The sequence below is a fragment of the Lactobacillus sp. WILCCON 0149 genome, assembly GCF_057197965.1.
In genome coordinates, this window is sequence record NZ_JBUBHO010000001.1 from 596,994 (window position 1) to 621,092 (window position 24,099).

Sequence of the window (24,099 nt, forward strand, 5' to 3'; positions counted from 1 at the left end):
GACGCCATCTGGCGTTGTTTGACAGCCAACCGTACTCACTGACCTTAACTTCAAAAGGTTAAAAATCTGATTTCTTTTGCCAAGTTGAATCTACCCGTAGATTTAACTAGAAAGGAATATCAGAAAAACTTACCAATACTGATGTGATTATCAAGATTTAGTAAGTTTTATGATTCGGTTAGGAAAACATGACTAGTAAAATGACGAGAAAGCTGAGCAGCCTGTTCAGCGCCCTGGTTTTGCTGTTCGGCCTGCTCGCTGCCATTCCGGCCAGCCTGCAGACTGTCCACGCGGCCAGTTCAATCAAGGTAACAATCAACGGTACTGATTCAAAGTACAATGGCTATCAGCTTTTGAAGGCTGAAGTCGGTTCTGACGATGCCGTAACTTACACTTTAAACAGCAAGTACAAGGACATCGTTTTAAAGGCCGCAAGTGACGCCAGCGGTAAAACCGTCAGCGACTTTGATGGCTTGAAGGATTTCATCAAGGCTCACTCCAAGTCAGACAACTCAACTGCGGGTGAAGACGCAACCTTGCGGAAGTTCGCTGACGCTGCCTACAAGGGGATCAGTTCAGCCAAGCTGGAAGCTGACCAGACCTTCAAGAGCGGGGAAAACACCCTGTCTACTGACAACGCCGGTTACTACCTGCTGGCTGACGCGACCGCGGACAATGCAAGTGACCCGCACAACTACTCAGCAACTCTGCTGACTGGCCTGGTTAACAAGGACGTGACTCTGAACGTTAAGTCCACCACTCCAACTGTTCACAAGAAGGTTCTGGAAGGCAACCCGGGTGCTACTAGCTCAAGAGACTATGTAGACGCTACTGACTACAACATTGGCGACACTGTTCCATTTATGGTTACTGGGACCATCTCCAGCCAAATCAAGTCATACGACAACTACACTTACTACTTTACTGACACCCTGCCAAAGGGCTTGACCTTGGACGAAAGCTCAATCGTTGTTCAAGCTGAAAACGTAACTTCTGGTTATGCTAAGGGGATCAACGCTACTGGCGCTACTAAATTGACCAAGGGTACCGACTACACTGTAACTACTACTAAGAACAACGACGGCAGCACCACTTTCAAGGTTGAATTGACTGACCTTAAGAAGCTGGTTGAAGCTGGCACGGTTAAGACTAGCGACACCATCGTCGTAACTTACAACACCAAGCTGAACGAAAACGCCGTAGTCGGTCAAGCTGGCAACGTCAACAATGTTAAGCTGACTTACTCCAACAACCCATACAGCAACGGTACTGGTACGACTACCAACAAGAATGCCAAGGTTTACACTTACGAACTGGTAGTCAACAAGACTGGTAACGGCAATAAGCCATTGACTGGAGCGGGCTTTACCCTGCAAAAGAAGGATGGCGACACTTACAAGACTATCGCTACTATCAACCCAGACAAGACTACTGACAACAGCAGCATTGTTGCCAAGATCGTTGACGGGACCAAGTTCCAATTCTCCGGTCTTGACCAGGGTGAATACAAGATCGTCGAAAGCACGGTGCCAAAGGGCTACAAGAAGGCTGACGACATCGAATTCAAGATTTCAGCAACTTTTGACAAGCAAAACTCTGCTGATGCTGCTTTGACTTCACTGTCTGTTAATAACTCTGCCTTGTCAGCTGACACGGCTTCAGGCGTCATCGAAACCACTGTGAACAACAAGTCCGACAGCGCCTTCGTTCTGCCAAGCACTGGTGGCATGGGCCGCTACATCTTCCTGGCAGCAGGTGCCCTGGTGGTTATTGCCGCTATCGCAGCTCCAAGCTTGAAGAAGAAGCGTGCAAACTAAGAGAAATACGCTGATCATTCGTTTAGTGGTCATTTTGGCCGGCTTTGCCATCTCCCTGTACCCAATCGTCAGCGACCACTTCAATACTCAAAACAGTGGCCGGAAGGCTGACGCCTACGCGAAGCTGGCGGCCAGGCAAAACAAGCGGCTGAAAGCCAACTTGTTTGCCAAGGCCAGAAAGTATAATAGGCGGCTAGCTCAAACGCCAGCCGCCTTTTATCATCCCAAAATTATCCCCGGCTACTGGCAAGACCTGGTGGTGCCATCAACAGACGTGATGGCTTATGTCGATATTCACAAGATCCGGGTCCATCTGCCGATTTATCATGGCACGGCCAAGGCAGTCCTGGGGGATGGGATCGGTCATATGGAAGGCACCAGCTTGCCGATTGGCGGTAAGTCGACCCACGCGGTTTTGGTCGGCCACCGGGGCCTGCCCAGCGCGACGCTATTTACGGACTTGGATGAGCTCAAACTGGGTGACCATTTTACAGTGACTGTTTTAGACCGGAAGATCAGCTATAAAGTCGACGCGATTCATGTCGTCAAGCCGGACAGCTCTAAATATTTGAAAGTTGTTAAAGGCAAGGACTATTGCACCTTGCTGACTTGCACTCCTTACGGGATCAATACCAAGCGGCTTTTGATCAGGGGAGTCAGGGTCAAGAATCCGGCAGAGAAGACCAAGGATGCCTTCCATTTGCCGCTTAAAAAAGTTGTATACTATAGTGTAGTAGCCTTGATGTTCCTCCTGGTTCTTATTTGGCTGGGCCAGCTGATAAAGGAACACAGGCAAGAAAGACATAAATAGAAGGAGGGTGGACAGCTTGCTTTCCAAGTCGAACAAAGTTGGCTTGTTAGTTGCCTTGCTCAGCTTGTTTTTAGCTTTTGCCGTGGTCAATCCTGTTCAAGCAGCTGATACTGGCTCATTGACAGTGCAGATGCGGGACCAGAAGACTGGCAAGGCGATTTCCGGCGGGAATTTAGTGGTTTATCAAGTTGCCAAGCTTGATTCAGCGAAAAAGTATCAATATACCAGTGACTTTGCCGAAATGAGCCAGGATATTGCGGGCATGTCGCAAAATGAGATTATGTCGGCGAATTTTGCCCGCAGTCTGGCTAATTATGTTGCTGACAAGCAGCTCAGCGCGCAGACAACTGAGATTTCATCCAGCGGGGATGCCTCAATCAACCTGGAGTCAAACGCGGTTTACCTGGTAGTGCAAACGACCAGCGCTGCTGGCTATGAGAAGATCAACCCCTTCTGCCTGGTCTTGCCATATACAATTGACGGGCAGACGGTTAATAATATCGTAGCTCAACCAAAGGACACCCAGAAGACGCCGTCTAATCCGGCCACACCTAATACGCCAAGTACGCCGTCTTCTTTAAGCTCAAGTAACCGAAAGGTTTCAAGCAAGCCGCAGTACCCAGGCACGCCAACGATTACGGCTAAGAAGAAGACCAGCAAGAGCAATGGCAAGACACCGACAGGCAGCACGGTCCCGACTTTGCCGCAAACTCCGCGCTTGCCGCAGACCGGGCAATTGAACTGGCCGATCCCACTCTTTGCTTTGGCGGGCCTCACCCTGTTTGTCTGGGGCTGGGCTGATCAGAAGAAAGGGTAAAAGATGAGAAAAAAGGGCAGAATCAAAATGGCGCTAGGAGCCATCTTTATCTTGCTGGCCGGCTTATTGCTGGCTCACAACCTAATTGAAGACTACCGCGCCGGCAGTTCTGCCAAGGCAATCGTCCGGACGCTCGAGCAGACGCCAAAGACTGAGAAATCAAGCAAGAGCACGATTAAAGTCAACGGAACAGCCTACAGTGGTTATCTCAATTTCCCGACTTTGAACTTAACCCTGCCGGTAGCTAGCAAGTGGCGCTTCAGCCAGCTGGAAGTATCTCCGGCGACTTATACGGGGACGGCAGAAGACCGGGACTGGACCGTGGCCGGGCACAATTTCGTGAACCACTTTGGCCGCTTGAACCAGCTGAAAGTCGGCGACAAGATTTATTTTGAAGCCGCAACTGGCCAGCGTTACGTCTACCAGGTTCAGAAAATGGAAGTCCTGCAGCCGACCGCCATCAGCAAGATGGTCCGCAGTAAGTACGACCTCAGCCTATTCACATGTACTTATGACGGCACGACCCGTTTTACAGTCAGATGTCATTTATTACAAATCAAATAAGATTTCACGCAGCAATCCTTTTTGGATTGCTTTTTCTTTAAATTTCGGGCAAACTGAAGTGGTTTGACTAGGTTTTTCATGTGATTTGTAAGATAATAAACTTAATCCTTTGTGAAATCGCTTTGCTGGCGGTTGCAGAGTTATAAAAAGAAGATTAGGAAAAGAGTGTAATTGATGAACAAGGCCCATAAACGTATCGGAATGCTGCTGATTGCCATAATCGCGTGCTTGATGATCATTCCAGTCTTTGAGCCCCTGCCGGAAGTCGGCGGCAAAAGCAAGGTCCAGGAGCATCCCCCTAAGAAGGAGCGGGTCGCCAAGAAAGAGAACAACAGACCCTACGCTGACCCAAGCGACATGCGTCCGATGACCGGCCGCTACTACCTGTACTCCAGCGAAACCAAGCGCAAGTACCCTGACCTTGCCAAGTATAAGAATGTCTGGATCCGCGTCTCTATCCTCGGGGCCCGGGCCTATGTCATGTCCGGCAAGAAAGTCATTTACACCATGTATGCTTCCCCGGGCGCGATCAAGAAAAACGGCGAAAGCCGGACCCCGGTCGGCAACTACCGGATCCAAGAAGAAGCTGGTGAGGTCTTTTACAACAGCAACGGGGTAGGGGCCCGCTACTATGTTTCCTACCACCAGCACGGGGTCTACCTTTTCCACTCAGTCCCGATCAACAATTTTGGCTCCGGGGTTAAAGTTGGCCAGTACAACTATGGCTACAAGGGCGGAGCTCACTTGACTACCCTGGGCAAGAAACCGGACAGTCATGGCTGCGTCCGTTTGTCGGTCAGCGATGCCAAGTGGCTCTATGAGCAAAGGCTGAGCGGCGGCCTGCCTGTTGGCAGCAAGGTTGTCCTCAAAATGCGCTAGGAATTCCGCATAGAGAAAGCGAACACAAATATTTTTGGTATAAAGCGCTTACAGGCAAGAATTTGTTTGCTCAAATATTCATTATTGGGTACAATAGAGTCGTAAGAAGCTTAGGAGGTATTTTTATGGCTTATTTCGTTAACGGTAATGACATTTTTAAGAAGGCTCGTAAGGAACACTACGCTGTTGGTGCCTACAACACTAACAACTTGGAATGGACCCGCGCTCTTCTTCGTGGTGCTGAAGAAACCAGAACTCCATTGTTGATTCAAGTTTCAACTGGTGCTGCTAAGTACATGGGTGGCTACAAGCTCGTTAAGGACTTGGTAGAAGACTCAATGGACTCAATGAACATCTCAGTTCCAGTTATCTTGAACTTGGACCACGGTGACTACGACTCAGCTGTTGAATGTATCAAGCTTGGTTACTCAAGCGTTATGTTCGACGGTCACGCATTGCCAACTGAAGAAAACTTGGCCAAGACCAAGGAAATCATCAAGCTGGCTCACGAACGCGGCATTTCTGTTGAAGCTGAAATCGGCAAGATCGGTGAAAACCAAGGTGCCGGCGAACTTGCTTCAGTAGAAGACGCTAAGGCCTTCGTAGCTGCTGGCGTTGACAAGCTTGCCTGCGGTATCGGTAACATCCACGGTGTTTACCCAGAAGGCTGGAGCGGCTTGAACTTCGACCGTCTTAAGGAAATCGCTGAAGCTGTTCCTGAAACTCCACTTGTATTGCACGGTGGTTCAGGTATTCCTCAAGACCAAATCGAAAAGGCAATTTCTTTGGGTATCTCAAAGATCAACATCAACACTGAATTCCAACTTGCATTCCAAGAAGCTACTCGCAAGTACATCGAAGAAGGCAAGGACCAAGACAAGAGCAAGAAGGGTTACGACCCACGTAAGCTGCTCTTGCCAGGTACTGAAGCTATCACTGACTCAATGAAGGAAATGATCAGCTGGATGGGTACTCCATCAATCGACGACAAGGAAGCTGACGCTTCATTCGACAGAAGCTCACTTAACGAAGAATAATCTGAATCTTCAGAATTTTCTTCATGTGAAAAGGCTCTGTAACAGCATTTGCTGCTACAGGGCCTTTTCTTTTGTTCTTATTAAATTTTTGCTGTCATTTGTCCAATCTAACTGTAACCTGGTCAAAGCTGTAGGGCTTGACAAAGGTCAGCTGCCAGCCGGTTAAAGCTAAGTCTTCGCCGGCAAAATTTGGGTTGTAGAGGGGATCACCCACGATCGGCCAGCCTGAGGCCGACAAGTGGACCCGGATCTGGTGGGTCCGGCCGGTTTCCAAAGTTACCAGCAGTTTAGCCTGCTTTTTCTCCTCGTCTTTTTCTAAGACCTGGAAGTGGCTGACCGCCTTTAAGCCGTCAGCTTTGACCTGCCTTTTTCTTTGATCAAACGGGTCTTGCCCGATCGGCAGGTCAATCGTGCCGCTATTAGGTATTGCTTTGTTTAAATCAACCGTGGCCAGGTAGTCTCGTCTTAAAGTCTTGCTGGTCAGCTGCCGGTTTAAGATCGGGACGACAGCGGGATTTTTAGCGACCAGCAAGAGCCCGCCCGTCAGCATGTCCAGCCGGTGGACGATATAGGGACTGTAGCCTAAGTAGCTGGCGCAGTCATTAAGGGCAGTCCCGTTTTCGCCTTGGTTGGGGTGGGTCTTTTGCCCCTTGGGCTTGTCAATGACTAAAACATTTTCGTCTTCATAGACGACTTTTGGCATTTTTCCACTGGCCGGGTAGTCCCCCTGGAGGGATTCCACCTGGTCTAAGTAGAGGTCAACTTTTTCATTGCCCTTGACCAGTTGGTTAAAGCTGCGGTATTGGCCATTGACTAAAACCTGCTTCTCAGTTCTTAGATAGTGCCGCCACTTGCGGGGAATCAAGAGCTGCCTTAGAAGGTCGCTGACAGAGACGGGAGGACGGTCTGCGGGATAGATTAAGCTGAAATGATAGATCATGACGGGATTTATTTTCTTTCTAAAAACCTTATTAGCGCAATTAAGAAATGGATAACTTGCTTCTCGGAAGATAGCCGCGGGCAGCTTTTATGTTAAAATCAAACTGTTTAGACTATGTTCTAACGAAGGAGCAGATATCAATGGAAAACAGGCGCAAAGCGCGTAAACAAATGAACGACTCCCAGCCCAAAAAGGGCTTGTGGGGATGGCTGAAAAGGATCAACTACCGCTTCCAACTGATAAGATGGTTGATTTTGATCGTTTTGAGCCTTTTTTTAGCTGTATCTTCTTATTATACCTTTAAAGTCAAAACAGCCAACCTGTCCAACCTCCAGGCGTCCCTGGCCAAGACCACGGTCATCTATGACCAGAATGGCAAAAAGGCCGGATCCGTGTCTTCAGGCAAGGGGACCTATGTCAGCTTGAGCAAGATTTCCCCCAATGTCCAAAAGGCCGTAGTCGCCACCGAAGACCGGACCTTCTGGACCAACATCGGGATCAGCCCGAAAGGCATTCTCCGGGCGGCGGTCAGCTATGTCATCCACGGCGGCAATATCGCCGGGGGCGGGTCGACCATCACCCAGCAGCTGGTCAAGAACTCCATTTTGACCCAGCAGCAGACCCTGTCCCGGAAGGTAGAAGAAATGTTCTACGCCATCCAGGTGACCAAGGTCTATTCTAAAAAACAGATTATGGCCATGTACCTCAACAATGCCTACTTTGGCAACGGGGTCTACGGGGTCCAGGACGCCAGCCGCAAGTACTTCGGCAAGAACGCCAGCCAATTGACGGTAGCTGAAGGGGCAACCTTGGCCGGCATTTTGCGGAACCCTTCCTACTACAACCCAATCGATTCCCTCTCGCACTCAGTTTCCAGAAGAAACCTCATCCTGCAGCTGATGGTCGACAACAAGTCCATCAGCCAGAAGACCGCCAACCAGGCCAAAAAAGAGGGGATGAACCTGGTCGACACTTACAAGGCCACCAGCGGCTACAAGTACCCTTACTACTTTGACGCCGTCATCTCTGAAGCCATCAGCAAGTATGGCCTCAGCGAAAACGAGATCATGAGCAAGGGGTTGAAGATCTACACGACCCTGGACCAAAACTACCAAAAGTCCATGCAGGCCAGCTTCAAGAATAAATACAACTTTCCGACCAACCCAGCCGGCACCTCCCGGGCCCAAGGAGCCAGCGTGGCCATGGACCCCAAAACCGGGGCAGTCAAGGCCCTGGTCGGCGGACGCGGCAAGCACGTCTTCAGAGGCTACAACCGGGCCACGCAGATGCAGCGCCAGCCCGGCAGTGCCATCAAGCCCCTGGCCGTCTACGCGCCGGCTTTGGAGAACGGCTACCACTATGACTCAGATCTCTCCAACAAACGGCAGAAGTTCGGCAAGAACGGCTATGAGCCGGTCAACGTCGACAACCAATATTCGACCACGATTCCAATGTACCAGGCCCTGGCCCAGTCCAAGAATGTCCCGGCTGTCTGGCTTTTAAACAAGATCGGGGTTTCCACCGGGGTCAGCTACTTGAAGAAGTTTGGCATTACCGTCTCAAAGAGCGACCAGAACCTGGCCCTGGCCTTGGGCGGGGTTTCCACCGGGGTCAGTCCCTTGCAGATGGCCCGGGCCTACTCGGCTTTTGCCAACAGCGGGAAGCTGCCGGACAGCTCTTACATGATTACCAAGATCACTGACGCCAGCGGTAACGTGATCGCGGAAAACAATAATACCGGGACCAGCCAGATCATTTCAGCTGACACGGCCAAGGAGATGACCCAGATGCTGCTCAGCGTCTTCACTTCCGGGACAGCCGTTAACGCCAAACCAGCCGGCTACTCAGTAGCCGGCAAGACCGGGTCTACTGAAGTATCTTTTGCATACGGGACCAAGGACCAGTGGATCGTCGGCTACACCCCGGACGTGGTCGTGGCTACCTGGGTCGGCTTTGACACAACCGACAAGAACCACTACATGCAGGGGATTTCTGAAACCGGGATCACCACCCTTTATAAGGACGAAATGACCAGGATTTTGCCTTACAGCAAGCAGACCAGCTTCACCGTCCAATCGGCCGATTCCATGGCCCAGAGCAACGGAACTTCCAGCTCTTCGTCAAGTTCATCGGGCTGGAGTCAGAAGCTGAAAGAATCGATCAGCGATGGCGTAAAGAATGCCGAATCAACGATTCAGTCATGGTACAATAAGATTACTGGAAAATAAGCAAACAGTATTTTTATGGAATAAAAAAGGAGAAAAGAAAAAATGGTCAACATTTACGACACTGCCAACCAATTAGCTAACGACTTGCGGGAAACCCAACAGTTTGTTGCTTTGAAGCAAGCCATGGACGCCGTTAAGGCAGATGCTGACAGCCTTGCCTTGTTCAAGGAACTGGACGCTGCCCAAATGGAAATCATGGAAGCTCAGCAAACTGGCAAGGAACTGACTGAAGAGCAGCAAGACCACTTCAAGAGCTTGAACGAACGGGTCGGCCAAAACACCACCTTGCAAAATATGCTCTTGGCAGAACAAGCAGTTTACACCCTGCTCAATGACGTACAAAAGAATATCGGCCAGCCCTTGTCTGAAGCATATGAGGATTTGAGAAAAGCCTAATCATGAAATTCATTCATTTAGCTGACGCGCACTTAGATAGCCCATTTCGTGGACTATCTTTTTTGCCAAACAGGGAATATGCTGAAATCCGCCAGTCAGCAGCCCAGTCCTTGACCCGGATCGTGGACCTGGCCTTAAAAGAAGAGGTCGACCTGGTTTTAATCGCCGGCGACACCTTTGACTCAAACAAGCCCTCTCCGGCCAGCCAGCTCTTTTTAGCCCGGCAGGTAAAGCGGCTGACTGACGCCCAGATCCAAGTGGTCATGATTTTCGGCAACCACGACTACATGACCCGGCAGGATCTTTTGGTCGAAAACAGCCCATACTTCTGCCTGTTGGGCGACCAGGAAAAAGTTGACCGGGAATTTTTCAAGACTAAAAATGGCTTCTCCTACAACGTGACCGGCTTTTCCTACAGCCAGAACCACATTGAAGAAGACATGCTGGGTCAGTTCCCGGAAAAAGAGGGCTATACAATTGGTCTTATGCACGCGGCCCAAAGAGCGGCTAGCGGGAATGTCTACGCTCCTTTCGATTTAAGCAAGATGAAGGAGCTGGGCTATGACTACTTTGCCCTAGGCCACATCCACGCCCGGCAAATTTTAAGTCAAAAGCCGCTGATCGTTTACCCCGGCAACATCCAAGGCCGGGATGTCGGCGAACTTGGAGAGAAGGGCTGCTACTTGGCTGAAGTCGATGAGACCAGCGGGCAGACCAGCTTGACTTTTGTCCAGACGGCTCCAATTACCTGGAAGCAGCTGACTTTAGAACTGGACCAGGCAATTGACAAAAGCAATTTGCATGCTAAAGCCCTGGAGCTTTTGCAAAAAAACAGTCAAGGCAAGACTTATTTCAGCTTGAAGATTTCGGGCTCAGAATATTTGACCAGTGAAGAGCTCGACCTTTGGCAGGACCAGGAGGCCTGGGCCGGCCTGTCCGCGGCTTTGGCGCCATCACAATTGGTTGACGTCCGTTTATCCATCCGGGGCCTGGTCAGCCTCAACAACAGCGACCGGGAAGCCCTGGCCGCTGCTGAAAAAGAAGTTCTGACCGACGAGAAAATCCAGCAGCTGGCCGCTTCTTGGGCCAAGAAGGACCCATATGCCCGCCGCCTTTTAGAAGACGAGGAATTCCGCGGCCAGGTCAGGGACTTGGTGGCTGTCAAGCTGGCCAGCCGCCTGCAGGCAATGACTGGGGGAGAAGAATGAGACTCAAGCAGATTCAAATCTACAATTTCGGCCAGTTCAGCCAGGAGACTTTTGACCTGCCAGAGGGCAATTTAGCGGCCTTCTTCGGGGGCAATGAAGCCGGCAAGAGTACGACCGTGGCCTTCATCAAGCAGATCCTTTTTGGCTTCAATTTGAAAAACACCAGCTCAGTCTTTTTTGAAGACTATGAACCCCTGACCAAGAGCTACCCGATGGGGGGCCAGTTGGTCTTTGCCAGCGGTGAAGGAGAATTCACCCTGGAGCGGACCTGGAGCAAGGGGGACAAGAGCAAGACCGGGGCAGTCAAGGTCCTCTTAAACGGCCAGGAATTCCCAGCCAGCGTCTTTTACGACCAGATTCAAAACATTGATGGGAGCTTTTACGCGGAAAGCTTTATCTTTAACGAAGACCTCCTCCGCCAGGTCAGCTCCTTGTCTGAAGGCGAAATCCTGGAGAACATCTACTATCTGGGGGCAGCCCAGAGCAGCCAGCTTTTGGCCATCCGAGCCGACTTTGACAAGGAAGCCAAAGACCTCTTCAAGCCAAGCGGGAAAAAGGCCCCGGTCAACCAGGACTTGCTCAAATTGGCTGAGCAAAGAGATAAGGTCGCTTCTGATGGCCAGGAATTCGACGCCTACCAGCAGCTGGAAGTCCAGCGGCTGGCTGAAGAAAAAGAAGCTAAAAAGCTGGAAAAAGAAGTCCAGGAAGTAAATGGCCAGTTAAGTAAGCTGGACAAGCAGCTGGAGCAGGTGAAAAACTACCAGACTTATTTAGGCCTTAAAAAGCAGGTCAGCCCGGTAGCTTTTGACCAGGAGCTCTACCAAAAGGCCCTGGACCTTAATGCCCAGATCAAGGCCCTCAAGGCTTCCATCAAGGAAGAAAAAGCAGCAGTTGACCCAGCCCTTTTGGCCAAAAGAAAGGACCAGGTCCGGGCCTGGCGGCAGGAACTGGGGCAAATCAGCCAGAGCCTGGAAATGCTCAAGCAGCAGGTCAAGCAGCTGGAAGAAAAGCAGGCCAGCCTCTTAGAACTGACCCCGCATTTAGACCAAGTGGCTGATTTATCCATGGACCAGTTCCAGCAGATGCAGGCTGACTGGGAAGAAAGCCAAAAAACTGAAGCCGCGCCTAAGACCCTGCCGCCATATGTCGGCTTGATCGTGGCCGTAATTGGTCTGGCTTTGATCGGGCAAAACCGGATTTTGGCAATATTGTTAATCCTTGCCGGCGCGGCTTTAGCGGCTTATGCCTACTTCAAAAAGCCTGCCAAGGGGCCAGACAAGGCTAGCGCCTTTAAGGAAAAGTACGGCATCGATGCCAGCGTTAAGGTCGACTCCTTGCTTGCCCCTTACCGGGACCTGGCCATCAACCGGCGGGACTTGGCAAATAGTCAAGCAGAACTCGCCAATAAAGAGGGGAAGGCCGCTGACCTGGCCCGGCAATTGGGCCTGCAAGGCAGCGATATTGCGGCTATCGGCCAGCAGCTGGGCCGCTTGGAAGAGCAGGTGGAAGCTGAGAGCGCGGCTCTACGGGCCAGCCAGGAGGTCAAGGCGGCCAACTTGAACTACCAAAAGCAGATTAGTGATTTAACTGAGCAGCTTTTGGCCATCTACCAGACTGCCGGGGTGGAAAACTTGGCAGGCTACCAGGCCCTGGCCAAAAAGCAACAGGAGCAAAAGGCCCTGGCCGCCCAGATTACCGCTTTAAAGAATAACTTGGGTGACCAGTTAGCGGCTTTTGAAGAAAATGGCCTGGATTCTGCAAAATTGCTGGGGCAAAAGCAAGAGCTGGAAAAAGAGCTGGCTGATAAGCAAAGAGCCGTCTCAGCCCGCCAACAGGAAATGGCCAACCTTTTGGCGGATGAAAAGCGCTACGCTTCTTCCAGCCAGGTAGCTGAAGACAAGCAGATGCTGGCTGAAATTGCCGACAGCTTCAGAAGAGACAGCCAGGACTACCTGGCCAGCCTGTTAGCCGGGGAAGTCATTGGCCGGACCCTGGATCTGGCCTCAAACGACCGCTTCCCGAAGATGCTGAAATTAGCCCAGGAATACCTGGAAATTCTGACTGGCGGCCGCTACCGGGAAATCCTTTTGCCAGCCAAATTGTCCAAGAAGACCCCGCTTAAGGTGGTCAGAAAAGACAAAAAGAAGATCCCTCTGGCCTACCTGTCCCGGGGGACTCAAGAGCAGCTCTATTTTGCCTTGAAACTGGCTTTTGTCATGCAGATCAAGGACAAGATCGACCTGCCGGTCTTGATCGACGATTCATTCGTCAACTTCGACGGCCCGCGGACCGGCTACATTGTGGACATGCTCAAGAAGATGAGCGAGGACAAGCAGATCCTGGTCTTTACGGCCAGAGAAGACTTGGCTGAAGCCGTCAGTGCTGCGCCAATCAGATATAAGAAGGGGGAGCAAAATGCTTAAACGTTTGCTCGATTACAATGAAGGGGAAGAATTTGATCTGGTCTTGATGGTCAAGAATTCCCAGCTGCGCCAAGACAAGAGGGGCAAGCACTACCTGCTCATGCAGCTGGCCGACTCTTCTGGCAGCATCCGGGCCAATTACTGGCAGGCCAAGGCAGAAGACGCCAGCCGCTTCAATGCCGGTACGGTGGTTGAGGCTTCAGGGATGATTGAGGACTACCACAACCATGACCAGATCAAGCTTTTCAGCATTCATCCGGTCAGCCCAGATGACCAGGTGGACTTAAGCCAATTGGTGGCCTCTGCTCCGGAAAAGCCAGCTGAGATGGAGAAGGAGATCAAGGGTTTTGTGGCTCAGATCGACAATAAGCACTGGCATGACCTGGTGGACTTCCTTTTGAAAAAGTGGTCCAGCCGCTTCTTCGCTTATCCGGCTGGCAAGTCTAACCACCACGCCTATAAGGGCGGCTTGGCCTTCCACACTTTGACCATGCTGAAAGACGCCAGAGGCTTAGCTGACAATTATCCTGCCGTCAACCGGTCGCTTCTTTATGCCGGCTGCATTCTGCACGACATGGGCAAGGTGCTGGAATTGTCGGGGCCTGTTGCGACTCAGTACACGGCAGAAGGCAACTTGGTTGGCCACCTGGTTTTGATCGACGAGCAGCTGATGCTGGCCGCCCAGGAACTGGGAATCGACCTGGCCAGTGAAGACCTGCTTTTACTGCGGCACATGGTCTTATCCCACCATGGCCGCTATGAGTACGGGTCACCAAAACTGCCGGCGCTTCTTGAAGCAGAGCTTTTGCACCGGATCGACGACCTGGACGCGGCGGTCAATGCCATCACGACTGAACTGTCCACGACCAAGCCGGGAGAATTTACCCCGCCGCTTTTGTCCCAGGACGGCCGCCGTTATTACCGGCCTAAGCAGGAAAGATAGGAAATATCCTTCTTTTTCTATTTTCCACTCTCGCTGTTTGACTTTTTTGCTTAAAAGCTTGACAGAATCAATGAGAGATGTTTTAATATTTTTAATCAAACAATCATTTAAAAGAGAGGATCTAACAATGAACTTGCTCAAGACAAACATGACTAGTTTCTTTTATGGCTATGCTTATTTCGACTAAAGCGTCCGCGGATACGGACGCGAGACGTTCGTATCTCAGCTAGCCAATGTTTGTTGAGCCTGCTAGATACAAATTCAATCTAGCATGGCTGAGGGCAAGGGCCCACTCTTTATAGAATTTGCAACCATCTGGATTGGAGACGTCTTCCAAAACAGGTGGTTTTTATTTTTTAGCTTAGAAAGAGTGGACAAGATGAGAATTGTATTAGTAGGCTTCATGGCATGCGGGAAAACGACGGTTGGCGATTTGCTGGCGAAAAAGTTAAACCAGCTGCAGATCGACTTAGACCAGGCCATTGTTGAAAGAGAGAGGATGACCATCCCGGAAATTTTTGCCAAATTCGGCGAAGACCACTTCCGCCTCTGCGAGCACCGGGCTTTAGTAGACAACATCAACCAAGACGCGGTGATCACGACCGGGGGCGGGACCCCGATGCGGGACGACAACGCCGCTTGCTTGATCAATTCCGGTGCTCCGGTAATCCTTTTGGACGCGGAGATCGAGACTATTGTTGACAGGATCGGCAATGACAAGAATCGCCCGCTTGCCAACAGCCTGGACGTAGAGGGCATGGCCAAGCTCAAGGCCAGCCGGCAGGAAAGATACGAGCAGGTGGCCAATTTGAAGATCCAGACCGACCACTTAAGCCCGGAAGAAATCTGCCAGCAGATCCTGGACTTCTGCCAGGCCTGGAATGAAGAAGGCAAGCTCATGACGGCTGTCCGTTAACTTTTGGCATGATTGTTGAAGAAAAAGCTAATAGCAAAAAAGAAAAAAGTAAAAAGAGAAAACATAGAAGATAAGGCATAAAAACAAAGGAGCTCACATGTACTACTTAACCGCGGGGGAATCCCATGGACCACAATTGACGGCGATTATTGAAGGCCTGCCGGCGGGCCTGAAGATCGACATTGCCGAAGTCAACGCTGCTTTAAGCCAGCGGCAGGGAGGCTTTGGCCGGGGCGACCGGCAAAAAATCGAAAAAGACCAGGTTGAATTCGTTGGCGGGGTCCGCCACCAGGTGACCCTGGGCGGGCCGGTAGCCTTGGTGGTCAAAAACCGGGACCACGGCAACTGGGGTGAGATCATGTCGCCGACTGCTGAAGAAACGGCGGAAAACTCCCAGCGGAAACTCGAGCACCCGCGGCCAGGCCACGCCGATTTGGTCGGCGGGATGAAGTACCGGCACCGGGATTTGCGCAATGTTTTGGAGCGGTCATCAGCCAGAGAAACCACCCTGCGGGTAGCCTTAGGCAATATCGCTCAGCAGTTTTTGCGGCAGCTGGATATCGACTTGGTGGCTTATGTGGCACAAGTCGGGCAAGTTGCGGCTGATTCAGAAAAGCCCCTGGACGTTAGTGAGATCCGGGAAAAGATTTTTCAAAATGACATGCACGTCATCGACCAGGACAAGGTGGAAGATTTGCATAAGCTGATTTCAGAGACCAAGGAAAAGGGCGACACCTTGGGCGGGATCATCCGCTTGGTGGCAACTGGCTTGCCGGCGGGGCTGGGCAGTTACGTAAGCTGGGATACGAAATTAGACGCCAAGCTGGCCGCGGCCGCTGTCGGCGTCAATGCCATGAAGGGGGTCAGCTTCGGGGACGGTTTTGAACTGGGGACCAAGTTCGGCAGCCAGGTCATGGACCAGATCGACTGGGAAAAGGGGACTGGCTTTACCCGCCTCAGCGACCACCTGGGCGGCTTTGAAGGAGGAATGACCAACGGGATGCCGCTAGTCATGAACGTAGCCATGAAGCCGATTCCGACCCTCTACCAGCCTTTGCAGACGGTGGACATCAATACCAAGGAAAAGCATCTGGCCAGCATTGAGCGGTCAGACACGACCTCAATCGTGGCGGCCTCCCTGGTTATCCAAAGCGTGATCGCTTTGGAACTGGCCAAGGCCATCTGCGAGCAGTTTGAATCCAGCAATTTGCAGCGCCTGCAGGAAGAATTGGCCCGCTACCGGCAGGAATGCCGGGAATACTAGTGCGGCTGCACACGTTAGGGCTGGAGGCAACCGACAGCTGGAAGGCGGCAGTTTTTTACCGGGAAAAAATGCAAGATAAAGCAGATATCGGAATCATCGGCCATGCTAGCTTTGAGGACATCTTGGCAAACCTGGCGGACTTATCTGGTGACTATCTCTTGATCCCGGCAGCTTTTCAGTCCCAGAAACTGGGCCTGGCCTGGGAAGTCAGCAGCTGTAAAAATATATAGTCAAAAATAACAATTAAAGACTACTAATGCTTATTTGTAGTCTTTTTCTATTCTAGGTCATGTTATCAATGTATTTGGACGAGCTGTTGTGATATAATACGGCTAGACGCGAACATAAGATCGTAAAAAGAAAGTCGCTTCCAAAAATGACCAGAAAAAAGAGAAGAACCCAAACTAAGACAGTCAGAGCTTATACTGTAAAGTTAACTGGTGACGAACTAAAAGAATTGGATGAGCTGTTCACTGCTTACGGCAAATGCAGAGACTTCCTTTATTCACAGTTGTGCGGCATCAATCACATGACTGATGTTGCTAACTGGTATGGCCCTAGAGATAAAATCCGCGAGCATGACGGTGAAATCAAGAAAGCCCGCAAAGCGGTCAAAGACTGGAAAAAGGCCTATAAGAAGAATAAAGCTCAAGGATTGAAATCTCCCGATTCAAGAACGGTCAGACTCTCAAAGCAAAAGCTTCTGAGCGAGCAGTTTGGAATTCAGGGCCGGCATGTAACAGAAGCGGTTAAAGATGTGTGCATGAATCTCAATTCCATGTGGTCAAATCTTGGCTTGAAACTGAAAAGGATGGTTCAAGCTAACGATGCACTGGCTAATGCTGAGCGCCATTATCTCAATTACGTCTTCACTTCTCCGTATTACTGGCAGCTCGTTCTGCAGAGACGTGAGAATGAAGCACAGCCAAATGAAGAAATGAGCCAGTATCCTGCACTAAGAGCCGCTTTATCCGAGAAGCAGCTTCGGCACTGTTTTGGATATATCAGACGTCTCACCAGAAAACATAAACCCTACCCTCATTCAACAGAAGCACGATGCATGCTCTGTGACGAAATGATGTGGAGAGTTGTTGAAAAAGATGGCTCAAGCTACCTAGAAATCATGACGGCAAAATGCAGAAAGAAAAAGCAGTTTAAGCTGACAGGACCATACTGCTATGCCAATAAGAAGAAACGTGGCGATATCCAGCTCATTCTTGATCGAGACAAGAAGCGGCTGGAAGTTCATCGTGCTATTAAAGCTGTTGCTCATGAGATCCGCAAGCCACGGAAGAAACTGGGTATGGATAAAGGATTGGCAACTCTCATCTCATGCAGCAGTGATCAAGAATATGGAGCAGATTTCAGCAAGCTGGTAGGCGCTGAAGTTGAGCGGTGCAATGACCGCAATACAAATCGCAATGAATACATCCAGTTAGCCAAGGAATTAAGAGAAGAAAAGTCTGCTTTGCAGGAAAAGTTAGCCAAGGATTATTCAGCTAAGACAAAGAAACGTATCAAACACCGCATTGGAAGTCTTGAGCGCCAAATTGCCCGTCTTGAAGAACACCATCTTGGCAGCAAGCTCTACCACCGCCAACATGAAAGAAAGAAGCGCAACATGGAGCGGGTGATGAACACAAGCATTAGACAGATGTTTGTGGCAGAAGATCCAGATGTTCTTGTCAAGGAAGATCTGACTTTTACTAAAGAGAAATTGCCTAAAGCATCAAACCGCTATGAAGCCAAACTGAGACGAAAGTTGTCGTCATGGACTAAAGGAAGACTGGATAAGCGTATCGAATATTTATGTATTGGTCTGGGAATTCAAACCATTGACGTTAATCCAGCATATACGTCTCAGTTCTGTCCAAGATGTGGTGCGCATTTCAGTGAAAGAAAAGGTGCACATCATGAAACAGCCGTCTGCCCAAACTGTGGAGAAATGAACGCAAATACAGCAGCAGCGGTAAATATTTTGCAAAGAGCGGATGATAAAGAAATAACGAAATATATGCCATACAAGAATGTTAAGTTGATTCTTGAAGACCGTTACGCAAACAAACAGTTGCTGATGGCATAGTCTATCAATCAAAGCGTCACAAGCGTGGGTTCGTCCCTGCTTCAAGTCGCGGACTGGGCGCTGCCCTGGAGCCTCGGCACTAGGGAAACTTAGGACATATTCCTGCCCGTTTTGTGAGACTGAGTCTTCGGGCTTTGTTAAGCAAAATATGGCGAACTCTTTGACTGTGCGTATGATAAAAGTATCAGAAGCTAAGGGAAACTTTAGTGGAGGTACATACAACTGAGCGCACAAGGCATTTCCCCGTGAAAAAGCCTAAAAAAATCCTCTAGCTTCAGCTAGAGGACAAGAATATGTTCATTAGTGTTCACTTGAATATTAATGGATATGTTTTTGAATTCGGGGGACATGCACTACCTCTACCAAAAGCAGCTGGGTTTAAAAGAAGCCTTTGTCATGAACTTGAACCCCATGCTGCTTCTGGAAAATTCCTATGTCCACAACCACTTGGCCTTTACCCATGCCGCCGTGGCCAAGCTGCTGCTCCAGTACGTGCCGGACGCGGAAGTCGTGACCTGTCCCAGCAAGTACCTGGCCTACCAGGAATACCGCCGGCGGGGGCAGTACGTTTTGACCAATGAGCAGAACGTGACCCTGCGGCCTTTTGAAAAAGTCCTCGCCCGGATCGAAATTCCCATGGTCTGGTGCGTCTACCAGATTAAGTAGTAAAATTTAGCAAAAATAAAAAGACAGAAAACAGAAAGAACAAAGCATGAAAGAATTAGCGATGGCCCCAAATGGCCTCTCTGGCCAGTTAACCGTTCCTGGCGACAAAAGCATTTCCCACCGGGCCGTGATGCTGGGAGCGTTAGCCAAAGGTGAGACAAGGATCAAGCACTTTTTGCCCGGCCAGGACTGCTTGACCACAGTCAAGGCCTTCCGAGACCTGGGGGTAAGAATTGACCGGGAAGGGGAAAAACTAGTCGTTTACGGGCAAGGCTTAAGGGGGCTCAATCCAGCGAATAAAGCTTTAGATATGGGCAATTCCGGCACGACGACTCGCCTTTTAATGGGGATTTTGGCCGGCAGCTTTTTTGCCAGCCAATTGATCGGGGATGCCTCTTTAAGCAAGCGGCCGATGAAGCGGGTCAGCCAGCCCTTGGCTAAGTTCGGGGCAGAGATTGCCTTGAGTCCGGCCGGGACCTTGCCGGCCACGGTCAAGGGGCAGAAGCTGCATGGGGCAGAAATCCAGCTGGAAGTCGCCAGCGCCCAGGTCAAAAGCGCGGCCATCTTCGCGGCGCTGGCAGCAGATAGCCCGTCAACCATCATTGAAAAGCTGCCAACTAGAAACCACACTGAAATCATGCTGCAGCAGTTTGGCGCTGATATAAGAACAGAGGCGGACAACTTGACCATCCATGTCCAGCCCGGCCAAGAATTGACCGGCCAGGAAGTAGAAGTGCCCGGCGACATGTCTTCAGCCGCTTTTTGGCTGACGGCCGGGGCCATCGTGCCAAATTCAAAAGTTACTTTAACCCGCGTCAACCTCAACCCGACCAGAACGGGGATCGTCAAGGTCTTAGAGCAGATGGGGGCAAAAATTGCCATCGAACAAGTGCCAAGCAAGGGAGAAGAATTGGGTAATCTAACGATTGAGACCAGCCAGCTGGTTCCAGTCAAGCTGACGGCGGAAGATATTCCGGCTGTCATCGATGAACTGCCCCTGGTGGCGCTCCTGGCGGCATGCGCTGACGGAACTAGCGAGATCCGGGGAGCAGAGGAGCTCAGAGTCAAGGAGACTGACCGGATCAAGACGGTCAGCCAGGAATTGGGCAAACTGGGCGTGGAAATCACTGAACTGCCGGATGGGATGATCATCAAGGGCCGGAAAAACTGGCAGGTCAAAGATGCTACCTTGGACAGCCACGGAGACCACCGGCTGGGGATGATGGCAGCCATCGCAGCTTTAAAGAGCAAGCAGGTACTTAAGCTGGCTAATGAAGGCAGCATCTCCGTGTCTTACCCGGGCTTTTTCAGTGACTTGGAGAAGCTGGTTAGGTAAGCAATAGGCATCAAGCAAAAGCTAAAACAGAAGGAAAAAAGCAATGACGACAGTGTTTATCAAGGGCCTGGGACTGATTGGCAGCTCCCTGGCCCGGGCAATCAGAGAGGGGCATCCAGACTACCGGATTTTGGCCTCTGACCCCGATCCTAAAACCCAGGAATACGCCTTAAGCCAGCAATTGGCCGATCAGATGCTGCCAGGCTTAGCAGGGGCAGAAGGGGCGGACTACATCATTTTGGCCGGCCCGGTTGACGCCATAAAGGCCGATATCAGGCAATTGAGCCAGATGGAGCTGAAAAAGGGAGTCCTGGTAACTGACGTCGGCTCAGTCAAGCAGGCAATTGTCGACCAAGCACAGGCTTTAAGCCAAAAAGGAATCGACTTTATTGCCGGCCACCCCATGGCCGGGTCGCACAAGACTGGGGCTTGGGCAGGTCGGGCCTTGCTCTTTGAGAATGCTTTTTACTTCTTGATTCCTGCAAGTCAAGCAGCAGAAAAGAGGCTGCTTGAATTAGAAGACCTGCTTAAAGCCACTAGAGTGAAATGGCTGCAGCTGACGGCAGAAGAACATGACAAGATTGTGGCGCAAATCAGCCACCTGCCGCACATCATCGCTGCCGGTCTGGTCAACCAGACTGAAGAGACTTTTGCTGGCCAGCCGCTGGGAACCAGGCTGGCTGCCGGGGGCTTTAAGTCCATCACCAGAATTGCTTCATCAGATCCGACCATGTGGAGCCAGATTCTTTTGAACAATTCAGAGGACATTTTAAAGCAGCTGGCTGAATTTCAAGCTGAGCTCAAGAAAGTGGCCAGGGAAATTGAAGCAGGAGATAAGGCTGCCCTTTACGACTTTTTCCAAAAGGCCAAAATCAGCCGGGACAAGCTGGGGCCAGACCAGGTCGGAGCAGCGCCAGGTCACTACGACCTCTTCGTCAATATTCCCGACCAAGTTGGCGCTTTAGCCGACGTGACCCGCCTGCTGGCAGAAGCCGGCATCAGCATCGTCAGCCTGCAGATTTTGGAAATCAGAGAAGAAATCGACGGGGTCCTGCAATTGACCTTTGCCAGAGAGGCAGACCGCCAGCAGGCCAAGGAAATCCTGGCCGCTTATGAGCTGAAAAAGTAGTAGCGAAGCAAACAAAAAAGACCCGATTCAAATGAATCGAGTCTTTTTTATCATCTAATCGTCAGCTCTCATTAGTTTGAGCTTGATGATGAGCTAGATGATGATGAAGTGCCAAGGTAGTTAGCCAGCAGGTTCTTGTCCTTGAGGTCCTTGTCCTTGATGTTGACGTTGGCCTTCTTCAGAACCTTGCTGATGATCTTGGTCATAGTGTTGGAGTCAGCTGCCCACTTAGCGTAGAGCTGCTTGTCGATGAACTTCTTGTTCTTAGTGTATGAGCCCTTTTCAGTGGTCTTCAAAACCTTGATGACTTCGTAGCCGGATGAAGTCTTAACTGGCGTGGTAGTGTATTCGCCTTCCTTAAGCTTCCAAACAGCTGACTTGAAAGTGCTGCTCAAGCTGGTGTCAGTTGAGTCGAAGGCTGACAGCTTGCCGGCCTTGTTCTTGGTAGCAGTGTCAGTTGAGTACTTCTTAGCCAGAGTAGCAAAGCTGGTGCCGCTCTTCAGCTTCTTGATGACAGTTTCAGCAGTTGACTTCTTGGCAACTACGATGTGCTGAACAGTGGTCTTGGTGTGGTAGCTCTTCCACCAGTTCTTTTCTTGCGTGGTGGTTGGCTTCTTCAAGTCCTTCAAAGCAGCAACTGAGTACAAGTTGGTAGCCAGGTTTTGCTTGAATGACTTGGTAGTCAAGCCGCTGTAGCTCAAAACAGTGCTGAAGCTTGAGCCGTATTGCTTCTTGTACTTGTTGTATTCGGCGTCGATCTTCTTTGAAGATACCTTGTCACCGTATTGGGCCTTCAGCGTGCGGTAGATGATCAGGCTGACCAAAGTTGATTGGCCGGCTGAAGTGTCCTTCATAGCTTCGTAGTATTCGTCCTGAGTGATCTTGCCACCCTTGTAGTTAACTACAGTAGCTGAGCTGCTTGAGCAAGCGGCAGTGGACAGACCGATAGCTGCGGCACCTGCCAAAACGGCGATTTTCTTCAAATGTTTTTTCATAAAATTAAATCTCCACATCCTTCATACGTACTGGTTACTAATATAACATATTTTTCCAGCTATAGAGTTCCTGGAGGCAAAGTTCATGAAAAAATCCGCCTTTCTTAGGAATTTCTTTACCTGCTCTTACCGCTTCCAGTTCCAAGGATCCTGGTGCCAAGCCAACAATTCCTTATATTGTTCTTCGCTGACCGTTTCGGCAATTTCCTGTTCAATCAGTTCCCGGTAGTTCAAAAGCGGGGCAAACTTGGTGTCGGCCTTCTTGAAGTTTTCGTCAGCGTCTGGCAAAAGGTAGGTGAAGATTGAGCTGACCCCGTCAACGTGAGCGCCGGTGTCCTTGACTGCTTGAACGGCAGATAAAACGCTGCCGCCAGTTGAAATGAGGTCGTCGATCAAAACGATGTGGTCGTCCATGGACAGGCGGCCTTCGATTTGCCGGCCCTGGCCGTGGTCCTTTGGCTTGGAGCGGACGTAAACCATTGGCAGGTTCAAGACTTGAGCAACCCAGGCTGCGTGCGGGATGCCGGCAGTAGCGACACCGCCGATGACCGTAACTTCCGGGAATTCCTTCTTGATCAAGGCTGCCAGGTTTTCAGCGATTGCTTGCCGCAGTTCCGGGAAGGAAATGGTCTGCCGCAGGTCAGTGTAGATCGGGGAGTGCATCCCGCTGGCGTAGACAAAGTCCTTGTCTGGAGAAATAGTCACAATCTTCTTGTCGATCAGCTGGCGGATAATTTCGTTATTTTGCATCGTTCTTGCTCCAATCCTTTAAAATCTCTTCATATGCTTTTTGCGGGTCAGCGGCTTGAGTGATTGGCCGGCCGACAACGATGGCGGTTGACCCGTTTTCTCTAGCCTGGGCTGGGGTGGCCACCCGGGCCTGGTCGTCTTTTTGGTAGCTCTTTGGCCGGATGCCCGGAGTGACGAACATAAAGTCGTCGCTGAATTCGCTCTTCATCGCCTTGACTTCCAGTGGTGAGCAGATGATCCCGTCAGCCCCGGCTTCCTGGGCCTGGTGGGCCAGGCTCTTTACTTCGTCAGCCAGGCTGAGTGAGCAGTGCTGTTCATTCTTCAAGACTTCTTCAGAGATTGAAGTCAGTTCAGTCACGGCCAAAAGCTTTGGCACCGGCTTGCCGGCCGGGGTGCCTTCGATCAAGCCTTCTTTAGCGGCCTGGATCATCTGCTTGCCGCCCAAGGCGTGGACAGTCGTGCAGTAGACGCCCAAGGCAGCCAGCTGGTGGGCCGTCCGCTTGACGGTGTTGGGAATGTCGTGCAGCTTGAGGTCAAGGAAGATCTGGTAGCCCTTGGCGGACAGATCACGGACGATTTCCGGCCCGTACTGGTAGAACATTTCCATCCCCAGCTTGACGTGCAGGCCCTGCTTGTCTTTCAGCTGGTTGAGGAACAGCCACATTTTCTCCTGATCATCATAGTCCAAAGCGATAAATAACGGTTTGTTCATTGCGACTCCTTAAAATAACAGCGTACGACCGCAAAAGAAAAGCCCGCCAGAGTCTACAGAGACCCCAGGCGGGCAGAATGCGTGCATACCAAAAAGATTGTGGTGCTTGTGGTCTCTCTGTACCAATTAAAGCTCAGTTAACAAAAGACTATCACGAACTTTTTGAAAAATCAAGGGTCAGGCCA

The 24,099-nt window shown here is 50.7% G+C and carries 22 protein-coding genes; 18 read left to right on the forward strand and 4 right to left on the reverse strand.

Annotated features, from left to right (window positions below; translation table 11 throughout):
- The first annotated feature begins 200 nt into the window (after positions 1-200).
- From ACYVUV_RS02915 to ACYVUV_RS02940, 6 genes are all read left to right on the forward strand, one after another.
- The gene (locus ACYVUV_RS02915; protein ID WP_439775162.1) at positions 201-1,817 is read left to right on the forward strand and encodes an isopeptide-forming domain-containing fimbrial protein; all 1,617 of its coding nucleotides are present in this window, start codon (positions 201-203) and stop codon (positions 1,815-1,817) included.
- Positions 1,807-2,628: a class C sortase gene (locus ACYVUV_RS02920; protein ID WP_439775163.1), complete on the forward strand. Its 822-nt coding sequence runs from the start codon at positions 1,807-1,809 to the stop codon at positions 2,626-2,628. Before ACYVUV_RS02915 ends, ACYVUV_RS02920 begins: the two co-directional genes overlap by 11 nt.
- A 16-nt stretch (positions 2,629-2,644) precedes the next feature.
- A complete protein-coding gene (locus ACYVUV_RS02925) occupies positions 2,645-3,445 on the forward strand; it encodes a pilin N-terminal domain-containing protein (protein ID WP_484498972.1) in 801 nt (266 codons plus the stop codon).
- Between the two features lie 27 nt (positions 3,446-3,472).
- The gene (locus ACYVUV_RS02930) at positions 3,473-4,009 is read left to right on the forward strand and encodes a sortase (RefSeq protein ID WP_484498973.1); all 537 of its coding nucleotides are present in this window, start codon (positions 3,473-3,475) and stop codon (positions 4,007-4,009) included.
- A 174-nt stretch (positions 4,010-4,183) separates the two neighbouring features.
- The gene (locus ACYVUV_RS02935) at positions 4,184-4,888 is read left to right on the forward strand and encodes a L,D-transpeptidase (protein ID WP_439775166.1); all 705 of its coding nucleotides are present in this window, start codon (positions 4,184-4,186) and stop codon (positions 4,886-4,888) included.
- Positions 4,889-5,013: 125 nt separating this feature from the next.
- A complete protein-coding gene (locus ACYVUV_RS02940) occupies positions 5,014-5,925 on the forward strand; it encodes a ketose-bisphosphate aldolase (protein ID WP_439775167.1) in 912 nt (303 codons plus the stop codon).
- A gap of 94 nt (positions 5,926-6,019) precedes the next feature.
- On the opposite strand, the gene ACYVUV_RS02945 is transcribed toward ACYVUV_RS02940, so the two are convergent.
- The gene (locus ACYVUV_RS02945; protein ID WP_439775168.1) at positions 6,020-6,865 is read right to left on the reverse strand and encodes an RluA family pseudouridine synthase; all 846 of its coding nucleotides are present in this window, start codon (positions 6,863-6,865) and stop codon (positions 6,020-6,022) included.
- Between the two features lie 170 nt (positions 6,866-7,035).
- On the opposite strand from ACYVUV_RS02945, the gene ACYVUV_RS02950 reads away from it, so the two are divergent.
- The 12 genes from ACYVUV_RS02950 to ACYVUV_RS03005 all read left to right on the forward strand — a co-directional run bounded on the left by ACYVUV_RS02950 (position 7,036) and on the right by ACYVUV_RS03005 (position 21,457).
- Positions 7,036-9,093, forward strand: a complete 2,058-nt coding sequence (locus ACYVUV_RS02950; protein ID WP_439775171.1) for a PBP1A family penicillin-binding protein — start codon at positions 7,036-7,038, stop codon at positions 9,091-9,093.
- 42 nt (positions 9,094-9,135) lie between these two features.
- Complete coding sequence (locus ACYVUV_RS02955) at positions 9,136-9,489, forward strand: YlbF/YmcA family competence regulator (protein WP_439775169.1); 354 nt, start codon at positions 9,136-9,138, stop codon at positions 9,487-9,489.
- Between the two features lie 2 nt (positions 9,490-9,491).
- A complete protein-coding gene (locus ACYVUV_RS02960) occupies positions 9,492-10,697 on the forward strand; it encodes a metallophosphoesterase family protein (protein WP_484498974.1) in 1,206 nt (401 codons plus the stop codon).
- The gene (locus tag ACYVUV_RS02965; protein ID WP_439775820.1) at positions 10,694-13,120 is read left to right on the forward strand and encodes an ATP-binding protein; all 2,427 of its coding nucleotides are present in this window, start codon (positions 10,694-10,696) and stop codon (positions 13,118-13,120) included. The genes ACYVUV_RS02960 and ACYVUV_RS02965 overlap by 4 nt, the downstream gene beginning before the upstream one ends.
- Complete coding sequence (locus tag ACYVUV_RS02970) at positions 13,113-14,063, forward strand: 3'-5' exoribonuclease YhaM family protein (protein WP_439775819.1); 951 nt, start codon at positions 13,113-13,115, stop codon at positions 14,061-14,063. The genes ACYVUV_RS02965 and ACYVUV_RS02970 overlap by 8 nt, the downstream gene beginning before the upstream one ends.
- 379 nt (positions 14,064-14,442) lie before the next feature.
- Entirely contained in the window at positions 14,443-14,979 is a 537-nt protein-coding gene (locus tag ACYVUV_RS02975; protein WP_439775818.1) for a shikimate kinase, read from the forward strand.
- Between the two features lie 97 nt (positions 14,980-15,076).
- Positions 15,077-16,243 (forward strand): chorismate synthase, encoded by a 1,167-nt coding sequence (gene aroC / locus ACYVUV_RS02980; RefSeq protein ID WP_439775817.1) that lies wholly within the window; start codon positions 15,077-15,079, stop codon positions 16,241-16,243.
- On the forward strand, positions 16,243-16,473 hold the full coding sequence (locus tag ACYVUV_RS02985; protein ID WP_439775816.1) for a hypothetical protein: 231 nt from the start codon (positions 16,243-16,245) through the stop codon (positions 16,471-16,473). Before aroC ends, ACYVUV_RS02985 begins: the two co-directional genes overlap by 1 nt.
- A 146-nt stretch (positions 16,474-16,619) precedes the next feature.
- Positions 16,620-18,326: an RNA-guided endonuclease TnpB family protein gene (locus ACYVUV_RS02990; protein WP_484498975.1), complete on the forward strand. Its 1,707-nt coding sequence runs from the start codon at positions 16,620-16,622 to the stop codon at positions 18,324-18,326.
- Positions 18,327-18,653: 327 nt separating this feature from the next.
- Complete coding sequence (locus ACYVUV_RS02995; RefSeq protein WP_484498976.1) at positions 18,654-18,992, forward strand: hypothetical protein; 339 nt, start codon at positions 18,654-18,656, stop codon at positions 18,990-18,992.
- Positions 18,993-19,038: 46 nt separating this feature from the next.
- Positions 19,039-20,328: a 3-phosphoshikimate 1-carboxyvinyltransferase gene (aroA, locus tag ACYVUV_RS03000; protein ID WP_439775834.1), complete on the forward strand. Its 1,290-nt coding sequence runs from the start codon at positions 19,039-19,041 to the stop codon at positions 20,326-20,328.
- 43 nt (positions 20,329-20,371) lie between these two features.
- On the forward strand, positions 20,372-21,457 hold the full coding sequence (locus ACYVUV_RS03005; protein WP_439775833.1) for a prephenate dehydrogenase: 1,086 nt from the start codon (positions 20,372-20,374) through the stop codon (positions 21,455-21,457).
- Positions 21,458-21,528: 71 nt separating this feature from the next.
- Here ACYVUV_RS03005 and ACYVUV_RS03010 read toward each other — a convergent pair whose 3' ends face one another.
- The 3 genes from ACYVUV_RS03010 to pyrF all read right to left on the reverse strand — a co-directional run bounded on the left by ACYVUV_RS03010 (position 21,529) and on the right by pyrF (position 23,914).
- The gene (locus ACYVUV_RS03010; protein ID WP_439775832.1) at positions 21,529-22,452 is read right to left on the reverse strand and encodes a peptidylprolyl isomerase PrsA; all 924 of its coding nucleotides are present in this window, start codon (positions 22,450-22,452) and stop codon (positions 21,529-21,531) included.
- A gap of 126 nt (positions 22,453-22,578) precedes the next feature.
- Positions 22,579-23,202, reverse strand: a complete 624-nt coding sequence (gene pyrE, locus ACYVUV_RS03015; RefSeq protein ID WP_439775831.1) for an orotate phosphoribosyltransferase — start codon at positions 23,200-23,202, stop codon at positions 22,579-22,581.
- Positions 23,192-23,914, reverse strand: coding sequence for an orotidine-5'-phosphate decarboxylase (gene pyrF / locus ACYVUV_RS03020; RefSeq protein WP_279189185.1), 723 nt, complete (start codon positions 23,912-23,914; stop codon positions 23,192-23,194). Before pyrF ends, pyrE begins: the two co-directional genes overlap by 11 nt.
- Between the last annotated feature and the right edge of the window lie 185 nt (positions 23,915-24,099).